Source organism: Curtobacterium sp. NPDC087082 (assembly GCF_044745045.1).
In the GTDB taxonomy this organism is placed as follows: domain Bacteria; phylum Actinomycetota; class Actinomycetes; order Actinomycetales; family Microbacteriaceae; genus Curtobacterium.
Map to the genome: position 1 here is coordinate 733,944 of NZ_JBIUZN010000002.1, position 19,956 is coordinate 753,899.

Here is a 19,956-nt window from a genome sequence, read left to right on the forward strand (position 1 = left end):
GGGGTGGTGGAACTCTCCGACGTCCAGGCAGACCTGTCCGAAGTCCTCTTCACCCCCGAGCAGATCGACGACAAGCTCGCCGAGCTCGCCGCGGTGGTCGACGCCGACTACGCGGGGCGCGACCCACTGCTCGTCGGTGTCCTCAAGGGTGCCGTCATGGTGATGGCGGACTTCTCGCGCCACCTCAAGATGCAGGCGCGCATGGACTGGATGGCGGTGTCGTCGTACGGCTCCGGCACGAAGTCCTCCGGCGTGGTCCGCATCCTCAAGGACCTCGACACCGACCTGCACGGGCGGGACGTCCTCATCGTCGAGGACATCATCGACTCCGGTCTGACGCTGTCGTGGCTCAAGCAGAACCTCGAGTCCCGCGGTGCGGCGAGCGTCGAGATCGTCGCACTGCTGCGCAAGCCCGAGGCGGCCAAGGTCGAGGTCGACGTGAAGTACGTCGGCTTCGACATCCCGGACGCGTTCGTGGTCGGCTACGGGCTGGACTACGACGAGCGCTACCGCAACCTGCGCGGGGTCGGGGTGCTCGCACCGCACGTCTACAGCTGATCCTGGCGGCGGGTGGAGTTCGCCCGCAGAGGACACCCATTCTCGCCACAGAATCGCAGCCGTATGCTGATCAGCACGCAACTTCGGCAGAGAAAGGTGTCGGGCGCTCTGCCCGGATCACATGGACTTCAAGCGCATCCTTCGCGGGCCGTACATCTACGTGCTGATCGCGATCGTGGGGATCTGGATCGGATGGGCTGTCATCAGCCAGTCCGGCACGCAGCAGATCGACACGCAGAAGGGCCTCCAGCAGCTCTCCGACGGCAAGGTCTCCTCCGTGGTGGTGAACTCCACCGAGCAGCGCGTCGACCTCACCCTGAAGGACGGCAACGCGCACGAGCAGTTCTACTACTCGACGCCGCGCGGTGAAGAGGTCATCCAGGCCGTCAACGACGCGAACCTGCCGAAGGGCTACAACGACACCGTCCAGCAGTCGAACTGGTTCCTCTCGCTGCTCGGCATCCTCCTGCCGTTCCTCATCATCGGTGCCCTGTTCTGGTTCCTCCTCGCCAACGCCCAGGGCGGCGGCTCGAAGGTCATGCAGTTCGGCAAGTCCCGGGCGAAGATGAACAACAAGGAGAACCCGCAGGTCAGCTTCGCCGACGTCGCGGGCGCCGACGAGGCGATCGAGGAGCTCCAGGAGATCAAGGAGTTCCTCAAGGAGCCGGCGAAGTTCCAGGCCGTCGGCGCCAAGATCCCGAAGGGCGTGCTGCTGTACGGCCCTCCCGGTACCGGCAAGACGCTGCTCGCCCGAGCCGTCGCCGGTGAGGCGGGCGTGCCGTTCTACTCGATCTCCGGTTCGGACTTCGTCGAGATGTTCGTCGGTGTCGGTGCGAGCCGTGTCCGCGACCTCTTCGAGCAGGCGAAGCAGAACTCGCCCGCCATCGTCTTCATCGACGAGATCGACGCCGTGGGTCGTCACCGTGGCGCCGGCATCGGCGGCGGCAACGACGAGCGCGAGCAGACGCTGAACCAGCTCCTCGTCGAGATGGACGGCTTCGACGGCAAGACCAACGTGATCCTCATCGCGGCGACGAACCGTCCCGACGTCCTCGACCCGGCGCTCCTCCGCCCCGGTCGCTTCGACCGCCAGATCGGCGTCGACGCCCCGGGCCTCGCCGGCCGCCAGCAGATCCTCGAGGTGCACGCGAAGGGCAAGCCGCTCGCCGCGAGCGTCGACCTCGAGCTGCTCGCCCGCAAGACGCCGGGCTTCACCGGCGCCGACCTGGCGAACGTCCTGAACGAGGCCGCGCTCCTGACGGCCCGCTCGAACGCGCAGCTCATCGACAACCGCGCCCTCGACGAAGCCGTCGACCGCGTCATGGCCGGACCGCAGCGCCGCACGCGCATCATGTCCGACCAGGAACGCCTCATCACGGCCTACCACGAGGGCGGTCACGCCCTCGCGGCCGCTGCCATGCGCCACACCGACCCGGTGACGAAGATCACGATCCTCCCGCGCGGCCGTGCCCTCGGCTACACGATGGTGCTCCCGCTCGAGGACAAGTACTCCGTCACCCGCAACGAACTGCTCGACCAGCTCACCTACGCCATGGGTGGTCGCGTCGCCGAGGAGATCGTCTTCCACGACCCGACCACGGGTGCGTCGAACGACATCGAGAAGGCCACCGGTACCGCGCGCAAGATGGTCACCGAGTACGGCATGAGCCGTGCCGTCGGGTCCGTCAAGCTCGGCTCCGGGTCGAGCGAGCCGTTCGTCGGCCGCGACATGAGCGGCGGGACCAGCCGCGACTACTCGGAGAACATCGCCGAGACGGTCGACGCCGAGACCCGTGCCCTGCTCGAGGCCGCGCACGACGAGGCCTACCAGGTGCTCAACGACAACCGCGACATCCTCGACCGTCTGGCCGGCGAGCTCCTCGAGAAGGAGACCCTCGACGCCCCGGAGCTGGTGGAGATCTTCAAGGACGTCCGCAAGCTGCCGGAGCGCCCGCAGTGGCTGTCCAGCGACAAGCGTCCGGTGAGCAACCTGCCCGCCATCGAGGTGCCGGGCAAGGCCGCCTCGACCGCGTCCGAGCAGTCCGACCACGAGTCGTCGAAGCCCCGTCGCCGTCCCTTCGGCAACCCGGGTATCGCCCCCGCGTAGGCCGGCATGACGGACCTGCCGACGAGGCGCTCGCGTCGGCTCGCCGAGGTGAGCCAGGCGCGGGCCGCAGCAGCCGAGCCGCCGACGGTCGCGATCGACCTCCGGGCACCAGCACCGGTGCCGGAGATCGTGACCGGTGGGCGGCGCGACCGCGACCGCGGTGCGCCGACCGACGACCGGACCCGAGTGATGGGGATCCTCAACGTCACGCCGGACTCCTTCAGCGACGGCGGGCTGCACCAGGCGTACGACGCCGCGGTGCAGCACGCCCGTGAACTCGTCGCCGCCGGGGCCGACATCGTCGACGTCGGCGGGGAATCGACCCGGCCGGGGTCGGAGCGCGTCCCCGTCGAGGTCGAGCAGCAGCGGGTGCTCCCGGTCGTGCAGCAGCTCGTGGCCGAGGGGATCACGGTGAGCGTCGACACGATGAACGCCTCGACCGCCGAGCGTTCGGTGGACCTCGGCGCCGCCATCGTGAACGACGTCTCCGGTGGGCTGGCCGACGACGACATGGCGCGAGTCGTCCGTGACACGGGTGCCGGGTTCGTCGTCATGCACTGGCGCGGGCACAGCGACCGGATGTACCGCAACGCCGAGTACGTGCACGCCGTCGACGAGGTCCGGCGCGAGGTCGAACTCCGCGTCGCCGAGCTCATCGTCCTCGGGGTGCGCCAGGAACAGGTCGTCATCGACCCGGGCCTCGGCTTCGCCAAGCAGGGCGTGCAGAACTGGGAGATCCTGGCGGGCTACGAGCGGTTCGCGTCGATCGGCCTGCCGGTGCTCGTCGCGGCCTCGCGCAAGCGCTTCCTCGACGGGGTCGGCAGCGCTGCCGGTGCCGCCCCGAAGGAGCGCGACCTCGCCACCGCCGCCATCAGCCTGCTCTCCGCCGAACGCGGGGCGTGGGGTGTGCGCGTGCACGACCCGGCACCGACCCGTGCCGTGCTCGACGTCTGGGACGCCTGGAGGGCAGCTCGATCGTGAGGGACACCATCCGACTGACCGGGGTCCGCGCGCGCGGGCACCACGGGGTCTTCGACCACGAGCGCACCGACGGCCAGGACTTCGTGGTCGACGTCGCCGTCGAGGTCGATGCCCGCGCCGCGTCCGGCTCCGACGACCTCGACGAGACCGTGCACTACGGCGTGCTCGCCGAGCAGGTCGTCGCCGAGATCGAGCGCGACCCGGTCGACCTCATCGAGACCCTCGCCGAGCGCATCGCCGCCGCCGTGCTGACGCACCGTGCGGCCCTGGCGACCGAGGTCACGGTGCACAAGCCGCAGGCGCCCATCACGGTGCCGTTCACCGACGTGTCGATCACGATCCGCCGGACCCGTGGCGGCGTCCGTGCCGCCGGGTCCGACGTCGAGGAAGAAGAGTGAGCCGGGCGGTCGTCGCCCTCGGCGCCAACCTCGGCGACCGGGGGAGCACCCTGCGCGCCGCCGCCGCCGCGATCGTCGCCCTCCCCGGGGTGCGTCCGGTGGCCTCCAGCCGCGAGGTCGAGTCGGTCGCCGTCACGCTCGACGGCCCGGACACGACGAAGCCCCGGTACCGGAACGCCGTCGTGGTCGTCGACACCGACCTCGAGCCGCAGGAGCTCCTCGACGCCCTGCACAGCATCGAGGACACCCACGGCCGCACGCGCGAGGTCCGCTGGGGCGACCGGACGCTCGACCTCGACCTCGTGGCGTACGACGACCTGTCCCTCGACACCGTGACCCTGACCGTGCCGCACCCGCGCGCCGGCGAGCGGGCGTTCGTGCTCGCGCCGTGGCACGACGCCGACCCGGACGCCGTCCTGCCGGGTGTCGGGCCGGTCGCCGACCTGCTCGAGCGGGTGGGGGACGACACGGAGCGCGTCGACGAGCCGCGCCTCTTCGACGAGCCGACCCGCGCCTCCAGGCCAGAGACGGGCGATTCGTGAAGCCCACCCGCGCCTCCACCCTGCTCAGCGTCGCCGTCGTCGCGGCGGTCGCCGGCTTCGCCCTCGACGCCGTCCTGGCATCGCGGCAGGCGCCGACGCTGTTCCTCGCGACACCCCTCGGCGTCACCCTCGCGTTCATCGGCATCGCCGTGGTCCTGATGGCCCGGCCGGTCCGCCGGCACGCTCGCGACGGCGCGTCCCGGTCCCACCCCGTCGACCCGCTCTACGCGATCCGCGTCGTGGTGCTCGCGAAGGCGTCGAGCATCGCGGGCTCGCTGTTCGGCGGGTTCGGCGCGGGCCTGCTCGTGTACCTCCTGACCCGCTCGGCCTTCCCTTCGCTAGGCTCGGTCCTGCCGAACGCCGTGGCGGTCGGGGGTGGACTCGTGTTGACGGTGTGCGCACTCGTCGCCGAACGCATGTGCATCGCTCCTCCTGGGGACGATGACGACGACGACCTCCCCCGGGGCGGCACGACGCAGGCGCACTGACACCGGGCGGCACGACCCGGCGCACCGCCCAGCACGACCCGACCGCAGGAGGCCCGCGATGCCGCGTGAACGACTCGACGAGCCCGGTCTGGGACTGACCGGCACCACCTGGACCCGGGTGTCGCCCAAGCTCGTCTGGACCGAGCTCGTCACGACGATCGTGATCGGGCTCGTGGTGACCGCCGGCTGCGTCATCATCGGCGTCGTCAGCGGCGGGTTCTCCGGCACGGCCGGCACCGTCTGGACGCTGATCGGCATCGCGGTCGCGATCGTCACCCTCGTGACGGCCATCCTGACGCCGCGACGCGTGCGGGCGATCGGGTACGCCCTCCGTGACGACGACCTCGTCCTCCGGCGCGGCCTGATGTGGCAGCGGTTCACCGCCGTCCCGTACGGCCGCATGCAGCTCGTCGACGTCAACCGCGGACCGCTCGACCGGGTGCTCGGCATGAGCGAGCTGAAGTTCGTCACGGCGGCCGCGTCGACCAACGTCCGGATCCCCGGCATCCCCTTCGCCGATGCCGACGAGCTGCGCGACCGACTCGTCGAGCTCGCCGAGTCCCGCCGCGCCGGACTCTAGGAGGGCCGCATGACCTTCCGACCCGGCCCGCCTCCGCCCGCTCCGCCGCACCGGGGCAACGCCGCCGCTGCCGCGCCGCTGACCGACGGCGAGTGGCACCGCATGCACCCGCTGACGCCGCTGCTCAAGGGCGGCATCTTCCTCATCGTGATCCTCGGCTACGTGCTGAACAGCCTGCGGGACCAGCTCGTCGAGTTCTTCATCCCCGGCGGTGGCCCGCAGGACGACGGCGACCCCGTGCGGTACGTCTACGAGCACGGCGTCGTCGGCTGGGTGCTGCTCGGCATCGTGGTGGTGCTCGTCGTGCTGATCGGGCTGTTCTACCTCTCCTGGCGCATGCACGAGTTCCGGGTGACCGGCGAGATCGTCGAGGTCCGCTCGGGCGTGCTCTTCCGGACGAACCGCAAGGCCCGGCTGGACCGCATCCAGGGCATCAACATCTCGCGGCCGCTCATCCCGCGGATCTTCGGCACCGCCAAGCTCGAGATCGCCCAGGCCGGCAACGACGCGAACGTGCAGCTCGCCTACCTCGGGGTCAAGGCTGCGGACGACCTGCGGCAGCGCATCCTCGTGCTCGCCTCCGGGGCGAAGGACGACGAGCGGCAGCACGACCCGGCCCGGGCGTCGAACGGTGTGCTGCAGGACCGTGTCGACGAGATCTTCTCGCCGGAACTCGACCCCGCCGCGGTCCGCGCGACGCGCATCGTGAAGGTGCACCCCGGCCGGCTCATCGCGTCGATGCTGCTCTCCGGCACGACGGTGTTCATCCTCGCCGCGGTCGCCGCGATGATCGTCAGCGTGGCGCTCACCGGCGAGTACGGGATCCTCTTCGGCCTGTTCCCCGCGGTGATCGGCGCCGGCGGGTACTACGTCCGGAAGTTCTCCCGCTCGCTCCAATACACGATCGCCGAGACCCGCGACGGCATCCGGATCGGCTTCGGGCTCGTGTCCACCTCGAACGAGACCCTGCCGCCCGGCCGCATCCACGCCGTGAGCGTCGCGCAGCCGCTGCTCTGGCGGCCGTTCGGCTGGTGGGACGTCCGGATCAACCGTGCGACGAACGCCGGCAACGGGGCCTCGAACAACCAGCAGGTCTCGTCGATCGTCCTGCCGGTCGGCACCGCGCGCGACGTCCGCGAGGTCCTCGACATCATCCTCCCCGGCCTCGTCGGCACCGCCGTCGCCGGTCCCGCCGCCTCGCAGGAGCAGCTCCGCGAGGGCTCGGCCGAGGCCGTGGACGTCGTCGACGACAGCCTCACCACCACGGGCGACCGCGGCGGGTTCGTGCACTCCCCGCGCCGGGGCGCCTGGCTCCGCCCGTTCGCGTTCCGCCGCAACGGCTACCGCTTCGTCCCGGGTGCCGTCCTGCTCCGGCTCGGTGCCGTCTGGCGCTCGCTGGTCATCGTGCCGCTGCCGCGCGTGCAGAGCGTCAAGGTCTCGCAGGGTCCGCTCGAGCGTGCGCTGCGGCTCGCGTCGGTGCACGTGCAGACCGTGCAGGGCCCGGTCTCCGCGAGCATCGGTGCGCTGGACGCGCGGGACGCGCAGCAGCTATGGTCGGACACCTCGGCCCGCGCGGTCGAGGCGGCTGCGGCCGACACCTCCCACCGGTGGCGCGAACGGGAGGCGCGGCTCGCCCCCGTCGCGCCGGCCGCGGCCCCGGAGTGGTCACCGTCGCCAGAGCGTGCACCCGGCGGCGCCGAGCCGGTGCGGCCGACCGGCACCGTGCCTCCTGGATCGCCCTGGGGCGACACCCCGCCGCCGGGAGCCGCGCGGTGAGGGCGGGGCGGCTGGGAGTCGGCGTCCTCGGTGCCGGACGGGTCGGACCGGTCCTCGGAGCAGCGCTCGCGAACGCCGAGCACGCCGTCGTCGGCGTGACGGCCGTGTCCGAGGCCGGACGCGACCGCGCCGAGGCGATGCTCCCCGGCGCACCCGTCCTCGAGACCCCCGACCTCGTCGAGCGCAGCGAACTCGTGCTCCTCGCCGTGCCGGACGACCAGCTGGCCGACCTCGTGCAGGGACTCGCGGACGCCGGGATCTGGCAGCCGGGGCAGCTCGTCGTGCACACCAGCCCGGACCACGGCGTGGGCATCCTCGCACCGGCGATGGCCGCGGGGGCGATCCCGCTCGCGATCCACCCCGCGATGGCGTTCACCGGAACCAGCGTCGACCTCGTCCGGCTCCGCGACGCGTACTGCGCCGTGACCGCACCGTCGCCCGTGCTCCCCATCGCGCAGGCGCTCGTCGTCGAGATGGGTGCGGAGCCGTTCGTCGTCACCGAGCAGGACCGGCCCGCCTACGCCGACGCCGTCCGCGCCGCGGTGAGCTTCTCGACCGCGATCGTCGACCAGTCCGCCGGCACGCTGTCCGGCATCGGGGTCGAGTACCCGGGCCGGGTCCTCGGAGCGCTGGTCCGCACGGCCGTCGACAACGCGCTCGCGGCGGCCGACGGGCAGGCGACGCTCTAGTCCGGCCGCGCTGTACGATTTCGGGGACCCCCACGACCATCGGAGCCGCACCAGCATGACCGACGAGACCGCACCCGCCACCGAGCCCTCCGCCGCCGAGATCGCCGCGGCGGAGACCAGCGAGCAGCGACAGGTCCGGCTCGACAAGCGGGCGAAGCTCCTCGAGTCGGGGATCGAGGCGTACCCGGCCGGCCTGCCGGTCACCACCACCATCCCCGCGGTCCGTGCACAGTACGCGCACCTCGAGACCGGCGAGGAGACCCAGGACGTCGTCGGCATCGCCGGCCGCATCGTGTTCTCGCGCAACACCGGCAAGCTCTGCTTCGCGTCCCTGCAGTCCGGTGACGGCTCCCGCATCCAGGCGATGGTGTCCCTCGCCGAGGTGGGCGAGGAGTCGCTCGCGCGCTGGAAGGAGTTCGTCGACCTCGGCGACCACGTGTTCGTGCACGGCCGGGTGATCTCCTCGCGGCGGGGCGAGCTGTCGATCATGGTCGACGACTGGCAGATCGCGGCCAAGGCGATCCTGCCGCTGCCGAACCTGCACAACGAACTCAACGAGGAGACGCGGGTCCGCCAGCGCTACCTCGACCTCATCGTGCGCGAGGAGGCCCGGGCCACCGTCCGCGCGCGTGCCGCCGTGATGTCGTCGCTCCGGCAGACCTTCGCCGGTCACGACTACCTCGAGGTCGAGACCCCGATGCTGCAGACCCAGCACGGCGGTGCCTCGGCGCGGCCCTTCGTCACGCACTCGAACGCGTTCGACACCGAGCTGTACCTCCGCATCGCGCCGGAGCTCTTCCTCAAGCGCGCCGTCGTCGGCGGCATCGACCGGGTGTTCGAGGTGAACCGGAACTTCCGCAACGAGGGCGCCGACTCGACGCACTCGCCCGAGTTCGCGATGCTCGAGGCCTACCAGGCGTACGGCGACTACGAGCAGATGGCCGACCTGACGCAGGAGCTCGTGCAGAACGCCGCGCGTGCGGTGACGGGCGGCTCGCTCGAGGTCACCTGGGCGGACGGCACGACGTACGACCTCGGCGGCGAGTGGCCGCGCATCGACATGTACGGGTCGCTGTCCGAGGCCGCCGGTCGCGAGATCACCCCGGAGACGCCGCTGTCCGAGCTGCGGGCGCTCGCCGATGCCGAGGGGGTCGAGGTCGCGCACGCCACGCACGGCAAGTACGTCGAGGAGCTCTGGGAGCACTTCGTCATCGACTCGCTCGACCGTCCGACGTTCGTGATGAACTTCCCGGTCGACACCTCGCCGCTGACCCGCGAGCACCGCAGCCGCCCGGGCATCGTCGAGAAGTGGGACCTCTACGTCCGTGGCTTCGAGCTGGCGACGGCGTACTCCGAGCTCGTCGACCCGGTCGTGCAGCGGGAGCGATTCGTCGAGCAGGCGAAGCTCGCTGCGGGCGGCGACCTCGAGGCCATGCGCGTCGACGAGGAGTTCCTGCGGGCACTCGAGCACGCGATGCCGCCGTCGGGCGGCATGGGCATGGGCATCGACCGGCTCCTCATGGCCATCACGGGCCTGGGCATCCGCGAGACGATCCTGTTCCCGTTGGTGAAGTAGAACCCAGCTGACGGCTCCGTTCCGGGGGTTAGGATGCTCGGGTGCCGCATGGAGTCGTGACCGGGATCATCTTCGCCCTGACGCCGACCGTCGTGGTCGGCCTCATCTTCTGGTTCGTGATGCGCGCCATCATGCGGGCCGACCGTACCGAGCGTGCCGCGTACGCCAAGGTCGAGGCCGAGGAGCGTGCCCGCTTCGAGCGGGAGCACGGCGTGCCGGCACCGGCGCCCGCCTCCGCGGAGTAGCCCACTCCCGATCCGCGGCCGCCCGCGGTCGACGTCACCCGGTGTTCACCGCGCGGTGCGACCCTGGCGTGCATGCGCGCGACCCCGGACGGCACGAAGCCCGAGCCCGACCCCGACCTCGCCGACCTCGATCCCGATGACGCCTTCGGGCACCCGGCGGTCGCGGATCCCGCTCGCGACGACAGCGTGTGGCCCGACGGTGAGGGCGACGACGACATCGACGTCTGAGCGTCCGGACACCGTCACCAGCCGTTCACCCCGACGTCGTCTGCCGGGGTGAGCATCGTCCGCATGTCCATCACGCAGATCATCTCCGGTGGTGTCCTCGCGAACCGCGGTGGCGTCTTCACCGGCCGCAGCCTCGTCGGCGACATCGAGAGCGAGTACGACGAGTTCGACCGAGACGCCGACCTCGAGGTCTCGAAGCGTCGCGGGGGGTGGCTCGAGCCCTCCTGGTGACCCCCGCCCGTTCGGTTTTCGGGGTACGACGACCGGATCGCCACGATCCGGACCGCCGTACCCCTTTTTCGTGTCCACTGGACGCGGCGGCCCGGGGTACAGGATCGGAAACGAGCAAGAAACACCGATGCAAAGCCGGAAACACGGCGACATCCCCTTGATTCTCGACCATGCGGGGGACCAGACTGACGACAGGCTGTACCCCTCGGGGGGCGGTATCCATGGTGAAGCACGGAGAAGCCTGAGAATCGATCCGATCGGTTTGTGGGGTACACCTCCGGAACGCTTTACTCGTGACACCCCCAACGAGGTCATCACCCGTCGAACGCAGGGAGTCATCATGACGATCGCAACCGCAGCACCCAAGACGACGACCACCGGCACGACCGCACGTCGCACCAAGAAGACCACCGCAGCGAAGGCTCCGGTCACCGCGGTCGAGACCACCACGCTCGACACCGAGGTCGAGGCCGACGAGCAGCTCGCGGGTGTCCGCGGCGCCTCGGTCGACCAGGTGGGCGACTACCTCCGCCACATCGGCCGGCTCTCGCTCCTCACCGCCGAGGAAGAAGCCGAGATCGCCCGCCGCATCGAGGTCGGCCTCTTCGCCGGGGAGAAGCTCGCCACCGAGAAGGGCCTCGCGAAGACCCTGCAGCGTGAACTGCGCTGGCTCGTCCGTGACGGTGAGCGCGCCAAGGAGCGCATGATCACCTCGAACCTCCGCCTCGTCGTGAGCATCGCCAAGCGCTACTCGCAGCGCGGCCTGCCCTTCATGGACGTCATCCAGGAAGGCAACCTCGGCCTGGTCCGCGCGGTCGAGAAGTTCGACTTCACGCAGGGCTACAAGTTCTCGACGTACGCCACCTGGTGGATCCGTCAGGCGATCTCCCGCGGTCTCGCCGACAAGGCCCGCACGATCCGCATCCCGGTCCACACGGTGGAGCTGATCAACAAGATCTCCCGCACCGAGCGCGACCTCACCGTCGACCTCGGCCGCGCGCCGGTGCCGGACGAGGTCGCGGCCGAGCTGAGCATGAGCGTCGACGAGCTCGTCGACCTCAAGGGGCGCTCGCACGAACCGGTGTCGATCCACACCGTGGTCGGCGACTCGGACGACAGCGAGCTCGGCGACTTCATCGAGGACGAGGACGCCGCGTCCCCGAACGAGCTGACCGAGACGACGCTGCTCCACCGCGACATCCGCTCGATCGTCGCCGAACTGCCGAGCGACGAGGCGAACGTGATCCGCATGCGCTACGGCCTCGACGACGACAAGCCGATGACGCTCGACGAGATCTCGAAGATCGTCCACACGACCCGCCAGGCGGTCAGCCGTGTGGAGTCCCGCGCCAAGCTGCGGCTCTTCGCCAAGGCGGTCTCGCAGGACATGCAGCTGTACCTGACCGACTAGGTCAGTGGACTTCGGCCGGCGCGTGAGTGCCGGCACGGGGAACCGGGTCGTTCTGTGGGAAGACGATCCGGTGGGGTGATGGGACGGCCCGCTCGCGCTTCGGCGTGAGCGGGCCATTCACGTTCCCGGGGTCGGGCAGGGCGCGGTCCGCTACTCCTCGACCTCGCGCCCGAGCTTCTGGCGGAGGTCCTGCGGGATGAGCTCGATGAGCTGGTCCGGTCGCACGGGCAGGTCGAGCAGGCTGAGCTTCACGCGTCCGGTCCGCCCGTGGCGCTCGGCGTCGAGGCGGACCACGCTGCCGGCGTCCTTCCGCAGCCGCACGTCGATCTGCGCACCGGTGGCGACCTCGCCGACGACGAGTCCGTCGACCTCGAGCGCTGCGCTGCGGGTGCCCTCGGCGATGTCGAACCGGTAGCGCTCGCGAGCGGCGAGGACCACGGCACGGTCGATCCCGGCCATCGGCGCGACCGGGGTCACGACGGAGCCGGACAGTGCGGGGGAGAGGACGGGGCCACCGGCGGCGTAGTTGTACGCGGTGGACCCGGCCGGAGTCGCGGCGACGATGGCGTCCGCCCGGTAGTACCCGTACCCGAGCCCGCCGACGCTGAGGTCAGCGGACACCTGCCCGGCGCCGGGACGTCGCACGATCGTGAGGTCGTTGAACGCGAGGTAGTCGGTGCGGGCTCCGCTCCAGAACAGCCGGGCCTCGAGTGCGTGGTGCGGTTCGAGCTGGTAGTCGCCGGCGGACAGCCGCTCGAGCGCGACCTCGAGCTCGGGCGGCTCGATCTCGACGAGGAAGCCCACGTTGCCGTAGTTGACCCCGAGCACCGGCACCGGACGCTTCGCCACGAGCCGCATGGCCCCGAGCATCGTGCCGTCCCCGCCGAGTGCGACGACGAGGTCGACCTCCTCCGTGAAGTCTTCGTCCCCGATCACGTCGACCCCGCCGCCGATGCGCTGGACGTCGGCGCGGCGGGCGACGAGGCGTCCGCGGCCGGAGGCGTTCCAGCGCTGCAGGGTCGCGACGGACTCCTGCACGTTCTTGGTCGGGTGGACGACGAGTCCGACGACGGGCTGCTCCATGGTCGCGATCGTACCGATCGCGCCCGGGATCTCCTCTGGTGGACTGCTCACACATGAGATATTCTGCATGTATGCAGATCGCCACGCTCTCCGTCGCCCTGCCCACACTCCGGCACGGACGCGAGATCGTGCTCCTCGCGGAACAGGAGTCACTGGAGACCGGGTTCGGCTTCCTCGACGCCGAACACCTCCTCGTCGCCGCGGTCACGCTCTGCAGCGGGATGCCCCGCTTCCTCGACGTCCTCGACGCGCACGGCGTCACGCCCGACCGCGTCCGCACCGCCAGCAGTGCCTTCGTCGGTGCCGGGGCACCCGGACCGGTCTCGCCCGACCGGGTCACGTGCACACCGGCCGCGGCGCGGGTGCTGGCACGTGCCGCACAGCTCGCCGGCCCGGCGGAACGCGTCCGACCGCACCACGTGCTGCTCGCGGTGCTCGACGGCATCGACGATCCGTTCACGGGGGCCGCGCACGACGTCCTCGACGGTCTCGGTGTCGACCCGCGCCGCTTCCGCCGCGCCCTGCGTCGCGCCGCGCGACGCGCCTGACGCGCCTGACGCGCCCGCCCCGCGCTCCGCGCCCGCCCCGCGACGACCCGCGGCTCGCGCCGACCCGACACCCGGCGCGACCCGCCGCGCGACCCCCGTGAGCACCACCGGGCGCAGGCTCCGGGGCGGACCCGCACCGCGCCTCCCGACCGTCCCCTGTTCACCGGACGCAACGAGGTCACGCCCACGGCGAACAGGGGCAGACCACCCGGGGTGCGCTGGTTACTCTCGATGTACGTCACCGGACTTCCACGAGCCCGGCAAGGGAGAGCACATGTTCGAGAGATTCACCGACCGAGCCCGTCGTGTTGTCGTCCTCGCTCAAGAAGAAGCGAAGATGCTCAACCACAACTACATCGGCACCGAGCACATCCTCCTCGGCCTCATCCACGAGGGCGAGGGCGTCGCCGCCAAGGCGCTGGAGTCGCTCGGCATCTCGCTCGATGCCGTCCGCGAGCAGGTCCAGGACATCATCGGGCAGGGCCAGCAGCAGCCGACCGGGCACATCCCGTTCACGCCGCGCGCCAAGAAGGTGCTCGAGCTGTCCCTGCGCGAGGCGCTGCAGCTCGGCCACAACTACATCGGCACCGAGCACATCCTCCTCGGCCTCATCCGCGAGGGCGAGGGCGTCGCCGCCCAGGTGCTCGTCAAGCTCGGCGCGGACCTCAACCGCGTCCGTCAGCAGGTCATCCAGCTCCTGTCCGGCTACCAGGGCAAGGAAGCGGTCGCCGTCGGCGGCGAGCAGCAGCAGAACGCCCAGCAGGGTTCGCAGGTCCTCGACCAGTTCGGTCGGAACCTCACCCAGGCGGCGCGTGACGGCAAGCTCGACCCGGTCATCGGCCGCGAGAAGGAGATGGAGCGGGTCATGCAGATCCTCTCCCGCCGCTCCAAGAACAACCCCGTCCTGATCGGTGAGCCCGGCGTCGGCAAGACCGCCGTCGTCGAGGGCCTCGCCCAGGCGATCGTCAAGGGCGACGTGCCCGAGACGCTGAAGGACAAGCAGCTCTACTCGCTCGACCTCGGTTCGCTCATCGCCGGGTCCCGCTACCGCGGTGACTTCGAGGAGCGCCTCAAGAAGGTCACGAAGGAGATCCGCACCCGCGGCGACATCATCGTCTTCATCGACGAGATCCACACCCTCGTGGGTGCCGGTGCTGCCGAGGGCGCGATCGATGCCGCTTCCATCCTCAAGCCGCTGCTCGCGCGCGGTGAGCTCCAGACCATCGGTGCCACCACGCTCGACGAGTACCGCAAGCACTTCGAGAAGGACGCCGCACTCGAGCGTCGCTTCCAGCCGGTGCAGGTCAACGAGCCGTCGCTGCCCCACGCGATCAACATCCTCAAGGGTCTCCGCGACAAGTACGAGGCGTTCCACAAGGTGTCCATCACCGACGGCGCGATCGTCGCCGCGGCGAACCTCGCGGACCGCTACGTGCAGGACCGCTTCCTGCCGGACAAGGCGATCGACCTGATCGACGAGGCCGGTGCACGCCTCCGCCTGTCGATCCTGTCGGCGCCGCCGGAGCTCCGCGAGTTCGACGAGAAGATCTCGGCGGTCCGCGGGCAGAAGGAAGCCGCGATCGAGGAGCAGGACTTCGAAAAGGCCGCTTCGCTCCGTGACGAGGAGAAGAAGCTCCTCGGCGAGCGTCTCCGCCTCGAGAAGCAGTGGCGTGCGGGTGACGTCGCCGCGTCCGGCACCGTCGACGAGGGCATCATCGCCGAGGTCCTGGCGCAGGCCACGGGCATCCCGGTGTTCAAGCTCACCGAAGAGGAGACCTCGCGGCTCGTCTTCATGGAGAAGGCACTGCACGAGCGCGTCATCGGTCAGGAAGAGGCCATCTCGGCCCTCTCCAAGACCATCCGCCGCACCCGCGCCGGCCTGAAGGACCCGAACCGTCCCTCCGGCTCGTTCATCTTCGCCGGCCCCACGGGCGTCGGGAAGACCGAGCTCGCCAAGGCCCTCGCCGAGTTCCTCTTCGACGACGAGGGTGCACTGATCTCCCTCGACATGTCGGAGTTCGGCGAGAAGCACACCGTCTCGCGACTCTTCGGTGCCCCTCCCGGGTTCGTCGGGTTCGAGGAGGGCGGCCAGCTCACCGAGAAGGTGCGCCGCAAGCCGTTCTCCGTGGTCCTCTTCGACGAGATCGAGAAGGCCCACCCGGACATCTTCAACTCGCTGCTGCAGGTCCTCGAAGAGGGTCGTCTGACCGATGGTCAGGGCCGCGTGGTCGACTTCAAGAACACCGTCATCATCATGACCACGAACCTCGGTTCGCAGGGCATCGCCGGTGGCCCGGTGGGCTTCCAGGTCGAGGGTGACTCCGGTGTCGGCTACGACCGCATGCGCTCGAAGGTGAACGAGGAGCTCAAGAAGCACTTCAAGCCCGAGTTCCTCAACCGCGTCGACGACACGATCGTGTTCCCGCAGCTCTCGCAGCCCGAGCTGCTGCAGATCGTGGACCTCTTCGTGAAGCGCCTGGCGGACCGTCTGCTCGACCGCGACATGACGGTGGAGCTCACGCTCGCCGCCAAGGAGCAGCTCATCAAGGTCGGGTTCGACCCGGCACTCGGTGCCCGCCCGCTCCGCCGCGCGATGCAGCACGAGGTCGAGGACCAGCTGTCCGAGCACATCCTGCAGGGTGAGCTCACGGCCGGCGACCACGTGAAGGTCGACTTCACCGGTGGCGAGTTCCAGTTCGAGACCGGGCGTCAGCCTGGTCGCGAAGAGGTCCTCGCCGGCGCGGCCGCCGTCGAGGCGACGGACACGCCGCAGGGCGAGATCGAGTCCTAGGACCCGGTCACGGACATGGTGGGAGGCGCGGTGCCAGCTGGCACCGCGCCTCCCGTCACGTCGTGGGTGCGGTCACCCCTGGTGGTCGCGCCCGCGGTGCTTCTCGCGCTTCTCGTGTCGCTTGTGCACGCCGGGCTGCTCGCTCTCGGCCGTGCCGTCCGAGTCGCCGCTCAGTCCGTCCGCCAGGCCGTTGGTCTGGTCGAAGGGGCGTCCGAGTGACTCGTCGTTGAGGTCTGCCACGGAGCGGTGACGCTCGTGGGCTTCGGGTTCGGGTTGATCGTCCATGCGCCGGACGCTACGCGCGGCGCGATGTCGCCCGACCCAGACCCGGGACGGTTCGCGCGTCGCGGTACCACGGGCCCCCGTCCGGGGGTACGGTGGTGACTGCGCGCGAGGGGTTCCCCCCAACACCTCGCACGCAGCGCTCGACCGGTTCCCCCCAACAGGTCGAGACGCGCCGGCCCCGGTCTGTTCGCAGACCGGGGCCGTTGCACGTCGCCGGGGCGCTCGGCCCGCGTCGCGCGTCGCGCGTCTTGCGTCCAGCGTCTTGCGTCTCGCGTCGCGCGTCAGAGGGTGGCCGCGAAGTCCCGGACGGCTCGCTCCCAGCGCTCCGGGTCCTCGTTCCACTCGAGCGTGTGCGGCGCGGTCCGGAACGCGACCGCCCGGGTCCCCGGACGCGCGGTCTGCGCGGCGACGTCGGCCTCGGCGACGAGGGCGTCGGCCGCCGAGTGCACGAGCAGGGTCGGGGTCGCCGACGCCTGCCACGCGGTCGTCTGGACGGGAGCAGCGGCGCCGGCCAGCCGTGACAGCACGCCGGTGGTCGCGATCCGTGCCGCGACCGTGCCGACGAACGCGGGGAGGTGCGCGCCCGACACCGCACCGCGGAGCGCCGAGGACACGCTGAGCAGCGGCGAGATCCCGACGAGGCCGTCGACCTCGACCCGGGAGGCGGCGACCGAGCACGCGAGCGCCCCCGCCGACCAGCCCTGCAGCACGACCCGGGTGGCCCCTCGGCCCCGGGCTGCCCGGACCGCCGTCACGATGCGGTCGACCGCGCCGGGGTCGAGCGAGCGGAGCGGGAGGTCGGTCGTGTCGACGACCTCGGACGTCGCGCCGAGGGCACGCCAGACCGGGATGCCCCGGAGGACCTGCCGCGGCCCGAGCGACTGCCCGTGCACGTGGACGACGTGGGTGGGCCCGTCGCCGGGGACGTCGGTCGGCTCGTCACCGAGGACGTCGGTCGGTTCGTTGCCGGGGACGTCCGCGAGGTCGTCGTACAGCAGCGCGTCCCAGCCCCACTCGCCGACGGCTGCCGGGCCGTCCGTGTGCCGCCGGAGCGTGTCCCCGTCGATGTCGAGCACGTCCTGCACGCGGACGTCCTGGCCGTCGCGGGTGATCCTGTACGTCCCGGGCAGACGGGTGTCGCGGGTGGCCACGAACTCGGCCTCGGTCGGGGTGGCGGCGCGCACGGTGGCGGTCGCCGAGTACGGCGTGGGGAAGAGCAGCCGGCGTGCGACGAACGCGCCCAGCCCGAGCGTCCCGACGGCACCCGCTGCGGTCCCGAGTGCGGCGATGCGTCCACCGGTCATGTGGTCTCCTCCAGTCGTGCGGTGGTGTGCGTCGCGGCGGCCGGGACGTCCTGCCCGGCCTCGCGCGCACGGTCCTCGATCTCGACGGACAGCCGGTGCAGTCGACTCCGCCACTGGCGACGCTGCCAGGCGATCGTGAAGTACAGCCCCCGGTTGCCGGACGCGCCCTCGAGTCGCCGCAGCTCGGGCTCCAGCGTCCGGAAGCGGACCCGGGCGGCCCGCCAGTCGCGGAACTCGCGGGCGGCGTCGGGCAGCACCCCGCCGGCGGCACCCACGGCGAGCAGGGCCATCGAGGTGAGGAAGACCGGTGCGTAGACGGTGCCGAGCACCCGGACCGCAGCGTCCAGGCCGAGCACGTGCACGGCGTCGAGCGCGACCGCGATGGCCGCGAGCAGGACCATCGCCGCGGCACCGACGACGAACAGCCAGTACATGCGCCCGAGGCCGTCGCCCTCGCGGAAGCCGCGGAGGACCGCCAGTGCGGACCGGGTGATCACGACGGCGATGTACGTCATCTCCACCGCGGAGTAGAGCGCGGTCGGCAGCTGGTCACCGTACTCGACCATGAACTGCGAGGTGGGCTCGGGGGCGTCGATCAGCACGAACAGCACGACGAGGGCGACGAGGATCAGTGCGACGCCGACGAGCCGACTCGGTCGCAGCAGTCGCGCGGACCGGGCGGCCGCCTCGACCGACTGCGCGAGGGCGAACAGGCCGCACACCATCAGGCAGCGGCCGAGCAGGTCGGCGACGTTCGGCGTGCGGGTCAGCCCGCCGAGGAACGTCACGACGTCGGGCTGGTTGATGCTCAGCCCGACGGCGACGAACGCGCAGCAGACCATGAGCCAGGTGACGCTCGCCGACTGGGTCCGGACGAGCCAGAGCCGGACGACGAGGACGGCCAGGATCAGCCAGACCGGGAGCGATCCCCAGACGTGCAGCGTCACCGGAAGATCCCGCGCGGCGCGGTGTCGGGGTCGAGCAGCCCGATCCGCAGGGCGAGCTGGTCGGCGACGAGCTCCACCGCCTGCTCGTGCGGGGTGTCGAGCGACCGGGTGAACGCCGTCCGTCCGGTGAGCAGCCCCGTGTACGCCTCGTGGTCGCAGCCGGGGTCGGCGAGGAACACGTGCGCGAGCTCGTGCAGCACGCAGGCCACCCGGGAGCGCTCGGACAGGTCGGGGCGCGTCTCGAGCAGGGCGTGGTCGGCGCGCTGGATGAGCCGGGCGGAGAGGTCACCGGGCAGTGCGGTCGTGCGGAGCCGGATCGGCTTGCCGAGGGCGGACTCGGCGCGGACGAGCAGCTCCGGCAGCGTCAGTCGCCGGGGGAGTCCGAGTCGCTGCACGCTGCGCCGGGCCTCGGCCTGCTGGCGGCGGGCGCCGATCCGGTCGGCGAACGCGCTCACGGCGTCGATCCGGAGTCGTCGAGCCGCCGGACGTGCTCGGTGAAGTCGCGGATCTCGGCCGCGGAGGCGAACTCCCCGAGTCGCCGGGTGGCGAACGCCACGACCTCGCGCTTGCGGAGCTCGAGGACGAGTTCGAGCTGCGCCTGCACCCGCTCCGGGACGTCCGTGTTGCCCGCGGCGTCGGTGAGGTACTCGGACGGCACACCGAAGTAGCCGGCAAGCGCGACGAGCAGGCGCTGGTCACGGACGGCCGGCCCGTTGCCCCCGAGCATGTAGCCCCACCGCGGTCGGCTCATCGAGGCACCCTGCGCCTCGATCTCCGCCACGATCTCCTTGTAGGAGGGGCGCTGCCCGGAATTGGCCTCGACGACGTCCATCAGGAGCTGGAGCTTGCGTGAGAGCTCGCGTCGGTGTGCGTCGTCGTCGGTGTACTCGATCATGTCTCCCCGCCCTGTACATCTGTCTCAGACATGGTAAAACTGAACCAGCGCGTCGGCCAGCGACACCCACTCTGCCAGGCGCGTGCCCGTTCGTCAGGTCGGCATTTCGTGGGGGGATGCCGAACAGGCGGGTTGCGCCGTGCGGTGGTCGCGAGCCGACGACGGACGGGAGGCGCGGGGGCCCCGGGGCCCCCCCCCCCCCCCCCCCCCCGCGGGCGGCGGGGGCGGGGGGGGGCGCCCCCGCCCGCGGGGGGGGGCCCCCCGGGCGGACCGGGCTCGCGGGGCTGGGCTCG

At 71.2% G+C, this 19,956-nt stretch carries 22 protein-coding genes; 16 read left to right on the top strand and 6 right to left on the bottom strand.

Going from position 1 to position 19,956, the window contains the following annotated elements:
- Positions 1-6 precede the first annotated feature (6 nt).
- The 14 genes from hpt to ACIPEP_RS09020 all read left to right on the top strand — a co-directional run bounded on the left by hpt (position 7) and on the right by ACIPEP_RS09020 (position 11,810).
- Positions 7-558: a hypoxanthine phosphoribosyltransferase gene (gene hpt, locus ACIPEP_RS08955; RefSeq protein ID WP_070417327.1), complete on the top strand. Its 552-nt coding sequence runs from the start codon at positions 7-9 to the stop codon at positions 556-558.
- A 121-nt stretch (positions 559-679) separates the two neighbouring features.
- Positions 680-2,665: an ATP-dependent zinc metalloprotease FtsH gene (gene ftsH, locus ACIPEP_RS08960; RefSeq protein ID WP_070417326.1), complete on the top strand. Its 1,986-nt coding sequence runs from the start codon at positions 680-682 to the stop codon at positions 2,663-2,665.
- A gap of 6 nt (positions 2,666-2,671) precedes the next feature.
- Positions 2,672-3,646, top strand: a complete 975-nt coding sequence (gene folP / locus ACIPEP_RS08965; protein WP_402717058.1) for a dihydropteroate synthase — start codon at positions 2,672-2,674, stop codon at positions 3,644-3,646.
- On the top strand, positions 3,643-4,044 hold the full coding sequence (folB, locus tag ACIPEP_RS08970) for a dihydroneopterin aldolase (RefSeq protein ID WP_071296491.1): 402 nt from the start codon (positions 3,643-3,645) through the stop codon (positions 4,042-4,044). The genes folP and folB overlap by 4 nt, the downstream gene beginning before the upstream one ends.
- The gene (gene folK / locus ACIPEP_RS08975; RefSeq protein ID WP_402717059.1) at positions 4,041-4,586 is read left to right on the top strand and encodes a 2-amino-4-hydroxy-6-hydroxymethyldihydropteridine diphosphokinase; all 546 of its coding nucleotides are present in this window, start codon (positions 4,041-4,043) and stop codon (positions 4,584-4,586) included. The genes folB and folK overlap by 4 nt, the downstream gene beginning before the upstream one ends.
- Entirely contained in the window at positions 4,583-5,074 is a 492-nt protein-coding gene (locus ACIPEP_RS08980) for a DUF3180 domain-containing protein (protein ID WP_070417323.1), read from the top strand. Before folK ends, ACIPEP_RS08980 begins: the two co-directional genes overlap by 4 nt.
- 58 nt (positions 5,075-5,132) lie before the next feature.
- On the top strand, positions 5,133-5,654 hold the full coding sequence (locus tag ACIPEP_RS08985; RefSeq protein ID WP_070417322.1) for a PH domain-containing protein: 522 nt from the start codon (positions 5,133-5,135) through the stop codon (positions 5,652-5,654).
- Positions 5,655-5,663: 9 nt separating this feature from the next.
- Positions 5,664-7,430, top strand: a complete 1,767-nt coding sequence (locus tag ACIPEP_RS08990) for a PH domain-containing protein (protein ID WP_402717060.1) — start codon at positions 5,664-5,666, stop codon at positions 7,428-7,430.
- Positions 7,427-8,119: a Rossmann-like and DUF2520 domain-containing protein gene (locus ACIPEP_RS08995; RefSeq protein ID WP_258027730.1), complete on the top strand. Its 693-nt coding sequence runs from the start codon at positions 7,427-7,429 to the stop codon at positions 8,117-8,119. Before ACIPEP_RS08990 ends, ACIPEP_RS08995 begins: the two co-directional genes overlap by 4 nt.
- Before the next feature lie 55 nt (positions 8,120-8,174).
- Positions 8,175-9,695: a lysine--tRNA ligase gene (gene lysS / locus ACIPEP_RS09000; protein ID WP_070417320.1), complete on the top strand. Its 1,521-nt coding sequence runs from the start codon at positions 8,175-8,177 to the stop codon at positions 9,693-9,695.
- A 41-nt stretch (positions 9,696-9,736) separates the two neighbouring features.
- Positions 9,737-9,940 (top strand): hypothetical protein, encoded by a 204-nt coding sequence (locus ACIPEP_RS09005; protein WP_031262806.1) that lies wholly within the window; start codon positions 9,737-9,739, stop codon positions 9,938-9,940.
- Positions 9,941-10,012: 72 nt separating this feature from the next.
- Positions 10,013-10,168, top strand: a complete 156-nt coding sequence (locus tag ACIPEP_RS09010) for a hypothetical protein (protein ID WP_402717061.1) — start codon at positions 10,013-10,015, stop codon at positions 10,166-10,168.
- 63 nt (positions 10,169-10,231) lie between these two features.
- Positions 10,232-10,399 carry a hypothetical protein gene (locus tag ACIPEP_RS09015; RefSeq protein ID WP_402717062.1) on the top strand — a complete coding sequence of 56 codons (168 nt, stop codon included), beginning with the start codon at positions 10,232-10,234 and terminating at the stop codon, positions 10,397-10,399.
- A 340-nt stretch (positions 10,400-10,739) separates the two neighbouring features.
- On the top strand, positions 10,740-11,810 hold the full coding sequence (locus tag ACIPEP_RS09020) for a sigma-70 family RNA polymerase sigma factor (protein ID WP_402717063.1): 1,071 nt from the start codon (positions 10,740-10,742) through the stop codon (positions 11,808-11,810).
- 150 nt (positions 11,811-11,960) lie between these two features.
- Here the strand turns inward: ACIPEP_RS09020 and ACIPEP_RS09025 are convergent, their stop codons facing one another.
- Positions 11,961-12,944 carry an NAD(+)/NADH kinase gene (locus ACIPEP_RS09025; RefSeq protein WP_254803976.1) on the bottom strand — a complete coding sequence of 328 codons (984 nt, stop codon included), beginning with the start codon at positions 12,942-12,944 and terminating at the stop codon, positions 11,961-11,963.
- A gap of 20 nt (positions 12,945-12,964) precedes the next feature.
- Between ACIPEP_RS09025 and ACIPEP_RS09030 the strand changes: the two genes are divergently transcribed.
- Both ACIPEP_RS09030 and ACIPEP_RS09035 read left to right on the top strand, forming a co-directional pair.
- Positions 12,965-13,441 (top strand): Clp protease N-terminal domain-containing protein, encoded by a 477-nt coding sequence (locus ACIPEP_RS09030; protein ID WP_070417316.1) that lies wholly within the window; start codon positions 12,965-12,967, stop codon positions 13,439-13,441.
- 274 nt (positions 13,442-13,715) lie between these two features.
- Complete coding sequence (locus ACIPEP_RS09035; protein WP_070417315.1) at positions 13,716-16,232, top strand: ATP-dependent Clp protease ATP-binding subunit; 2,517 nt, start codon at positions 13,716-13,718, stop codon at positions 16,230-16,232.
- 72 nt (positions 16,233-16,304) lie between these two features.
- Here ACIPEP_RS09035 and ACIPEP_RS09040 read toward each other — a convergent pair whose 3' ends face one another.
- The 5 genes from ACIPEP_RS09040 to ACIPEP_RS09060 all read right to left on the bottom strand — a co-directional run bounded on the left by ACIPEP_RS09040 (position 16,305) and on the right by ACIPEP_RS09060 (position 19,663).
- On the bottom strand, positions 16,305-16,517 hold the full coding sequence (locus tag ACIPEP_RS09040) for a hypothetical protein (protein WP_139199319.1): 213 nt from the start codon (positions 16,515-16,517) through the stop codon (positions 16,305-16,307).
- Between the two features lie 281 nt (positions 16,518-16,798).
- Positions 16,799-17,821 (bottom strand): hypothetical protein, encoded by a 1,023-nt coding sequence (locus tag ACIPEP_RS09045; RefSeq protein WP_402717064.1) that lies wholly within the window; start codon positions 17,819-17,821, stop codon positions 16,799-16,801.
- Positions 17,818-18,768, bottom strand: a complete 951-nt coding sequence (locus tag ACIPEP_RS09050; RefSeq protein ID WP_402717065.1) for a hypothetical protein — start codon at positions 18,766-18,768, stop codon at positions 17,818-17,820. Before ACIPEP_RS09050 ends, ACIPEP_RS09045 begins: the two co-directional genes overlap by 4 nt.
- A complete protein-coding gene (locus ACIPEP_RS09055; RefSeq protein WP_070417312.1) occupies positions 18,765-19,223 on the bottom strand; it encodes a hypothetical protein in 459 nt (152 codons plus the stop codon). The genes ACIPEP_RS09050 and ACIPEP_RS09055 overlap by 4 nt, the downstream gene beginning before the upstream one ends.
- Complete coding sequence (locus ACIPEP_RS09060) at positions 19,220-19,663, bottom strand: hypothetical protein (protein ID WP_070417311.1); 444 nt, start codon at positions 19,661-19,663, stop codon at positions 19,220-19,222. Before ACIPEP_RS09060 ends, ACIPEP_RS09055 begins: the two co-directional genes overlap by 4 nt.
- Between the last annotated feature and the right edge of the window lie 293 nt (positions 19,664-19,956).

Coding starts and splice junctions, on each gene's coding strand:
- ACIPEP_RS09060 (WP_070417311.1), bottom strand. CDS start 19,663: ATGATCGAGTACACCGACGACGACGCACACCGACGCGAGCTCTCACGC.
- ACIPEP_RS09010 (WP_402717061.1), top strand. CDS start 10,013: ATGCGCGCGACCCCGGACGGCACGAAGCCCGAGCCCGACCCCGACCTC.
- ACIPEP_RS09045 (WP_402717064.1), bottom strand. CDS start 17,821: ATGACCGGTGGACGCATCGCCGCACTCGGGACCGCAGCGGGTGCCGTC.
- ACIPEP_RS09020 (WP_402717063.1), top strand. CDS start 10,740: ATGACGATCGCAACCGCAGCACCCAAGACGACGACCACCGGCACGACC.
- ACIPEP_RS09030 (WP_070417316.1), top strand. CDS start 12,965: ATGCAGATCGCCACGCTCTCCGTCGCCCTGCCCACACTCCGGCACGGA.
- ACIPEP_RS09035 (WP_070417315.1), top strand. CDS start 13,716: ATGTTCGAGAGATTCACCGACCGAGCCCGTCGTGTTGTCGTCCTCGCT.
- lysS (WP_070417320.1), top strand. CDS start 8,175: ATGACCGACGAGACCGCACCCGCCACCGAGCCCTCCGCCGCCGAGATC.
- ACIPEP_RS08985 (WP_070417322.1), top strand. CDS start 5,133: ATGCCGCGTGAACGACTCGACGAGCCCGGTCTGGGACTGACCGGCACC.
- folP (WP_402717058.1), top strand. CDS start 2,672: ATGACGGACCTGCCGACGAGGCGCTCGCGTCGGCTCGCCGAGGTGAGC.
- ACIPEP_RS08990 (WP_402717060.1), top strand. CDS start 5,664: ATGACCTTCCGACCCGGCCCGCCTCCGCCCGCTCCGCCGCACCGGGGC.
- ACIPEP_RS09015 (WP_402717062.1), top strand. CDS start 10,232: ATGTCCATCACGCAGATCATCTCCGGTGGTGTCCTCGCGAACCGCGGT.
- ACIPEP_RS09040 (WP_139199319.1), bottom strand. CDS start 16,517: ATGGACGATCAACCCGAACCCGAAGCCCACGAGCGTCACCGCTCCGTG.
- ftsH (WP_070417326.1), top strand. CDS start 680: ATGGACTTCAAGCGCATCCTTCGCGGGCCGTACATCTACGTGCTGATC.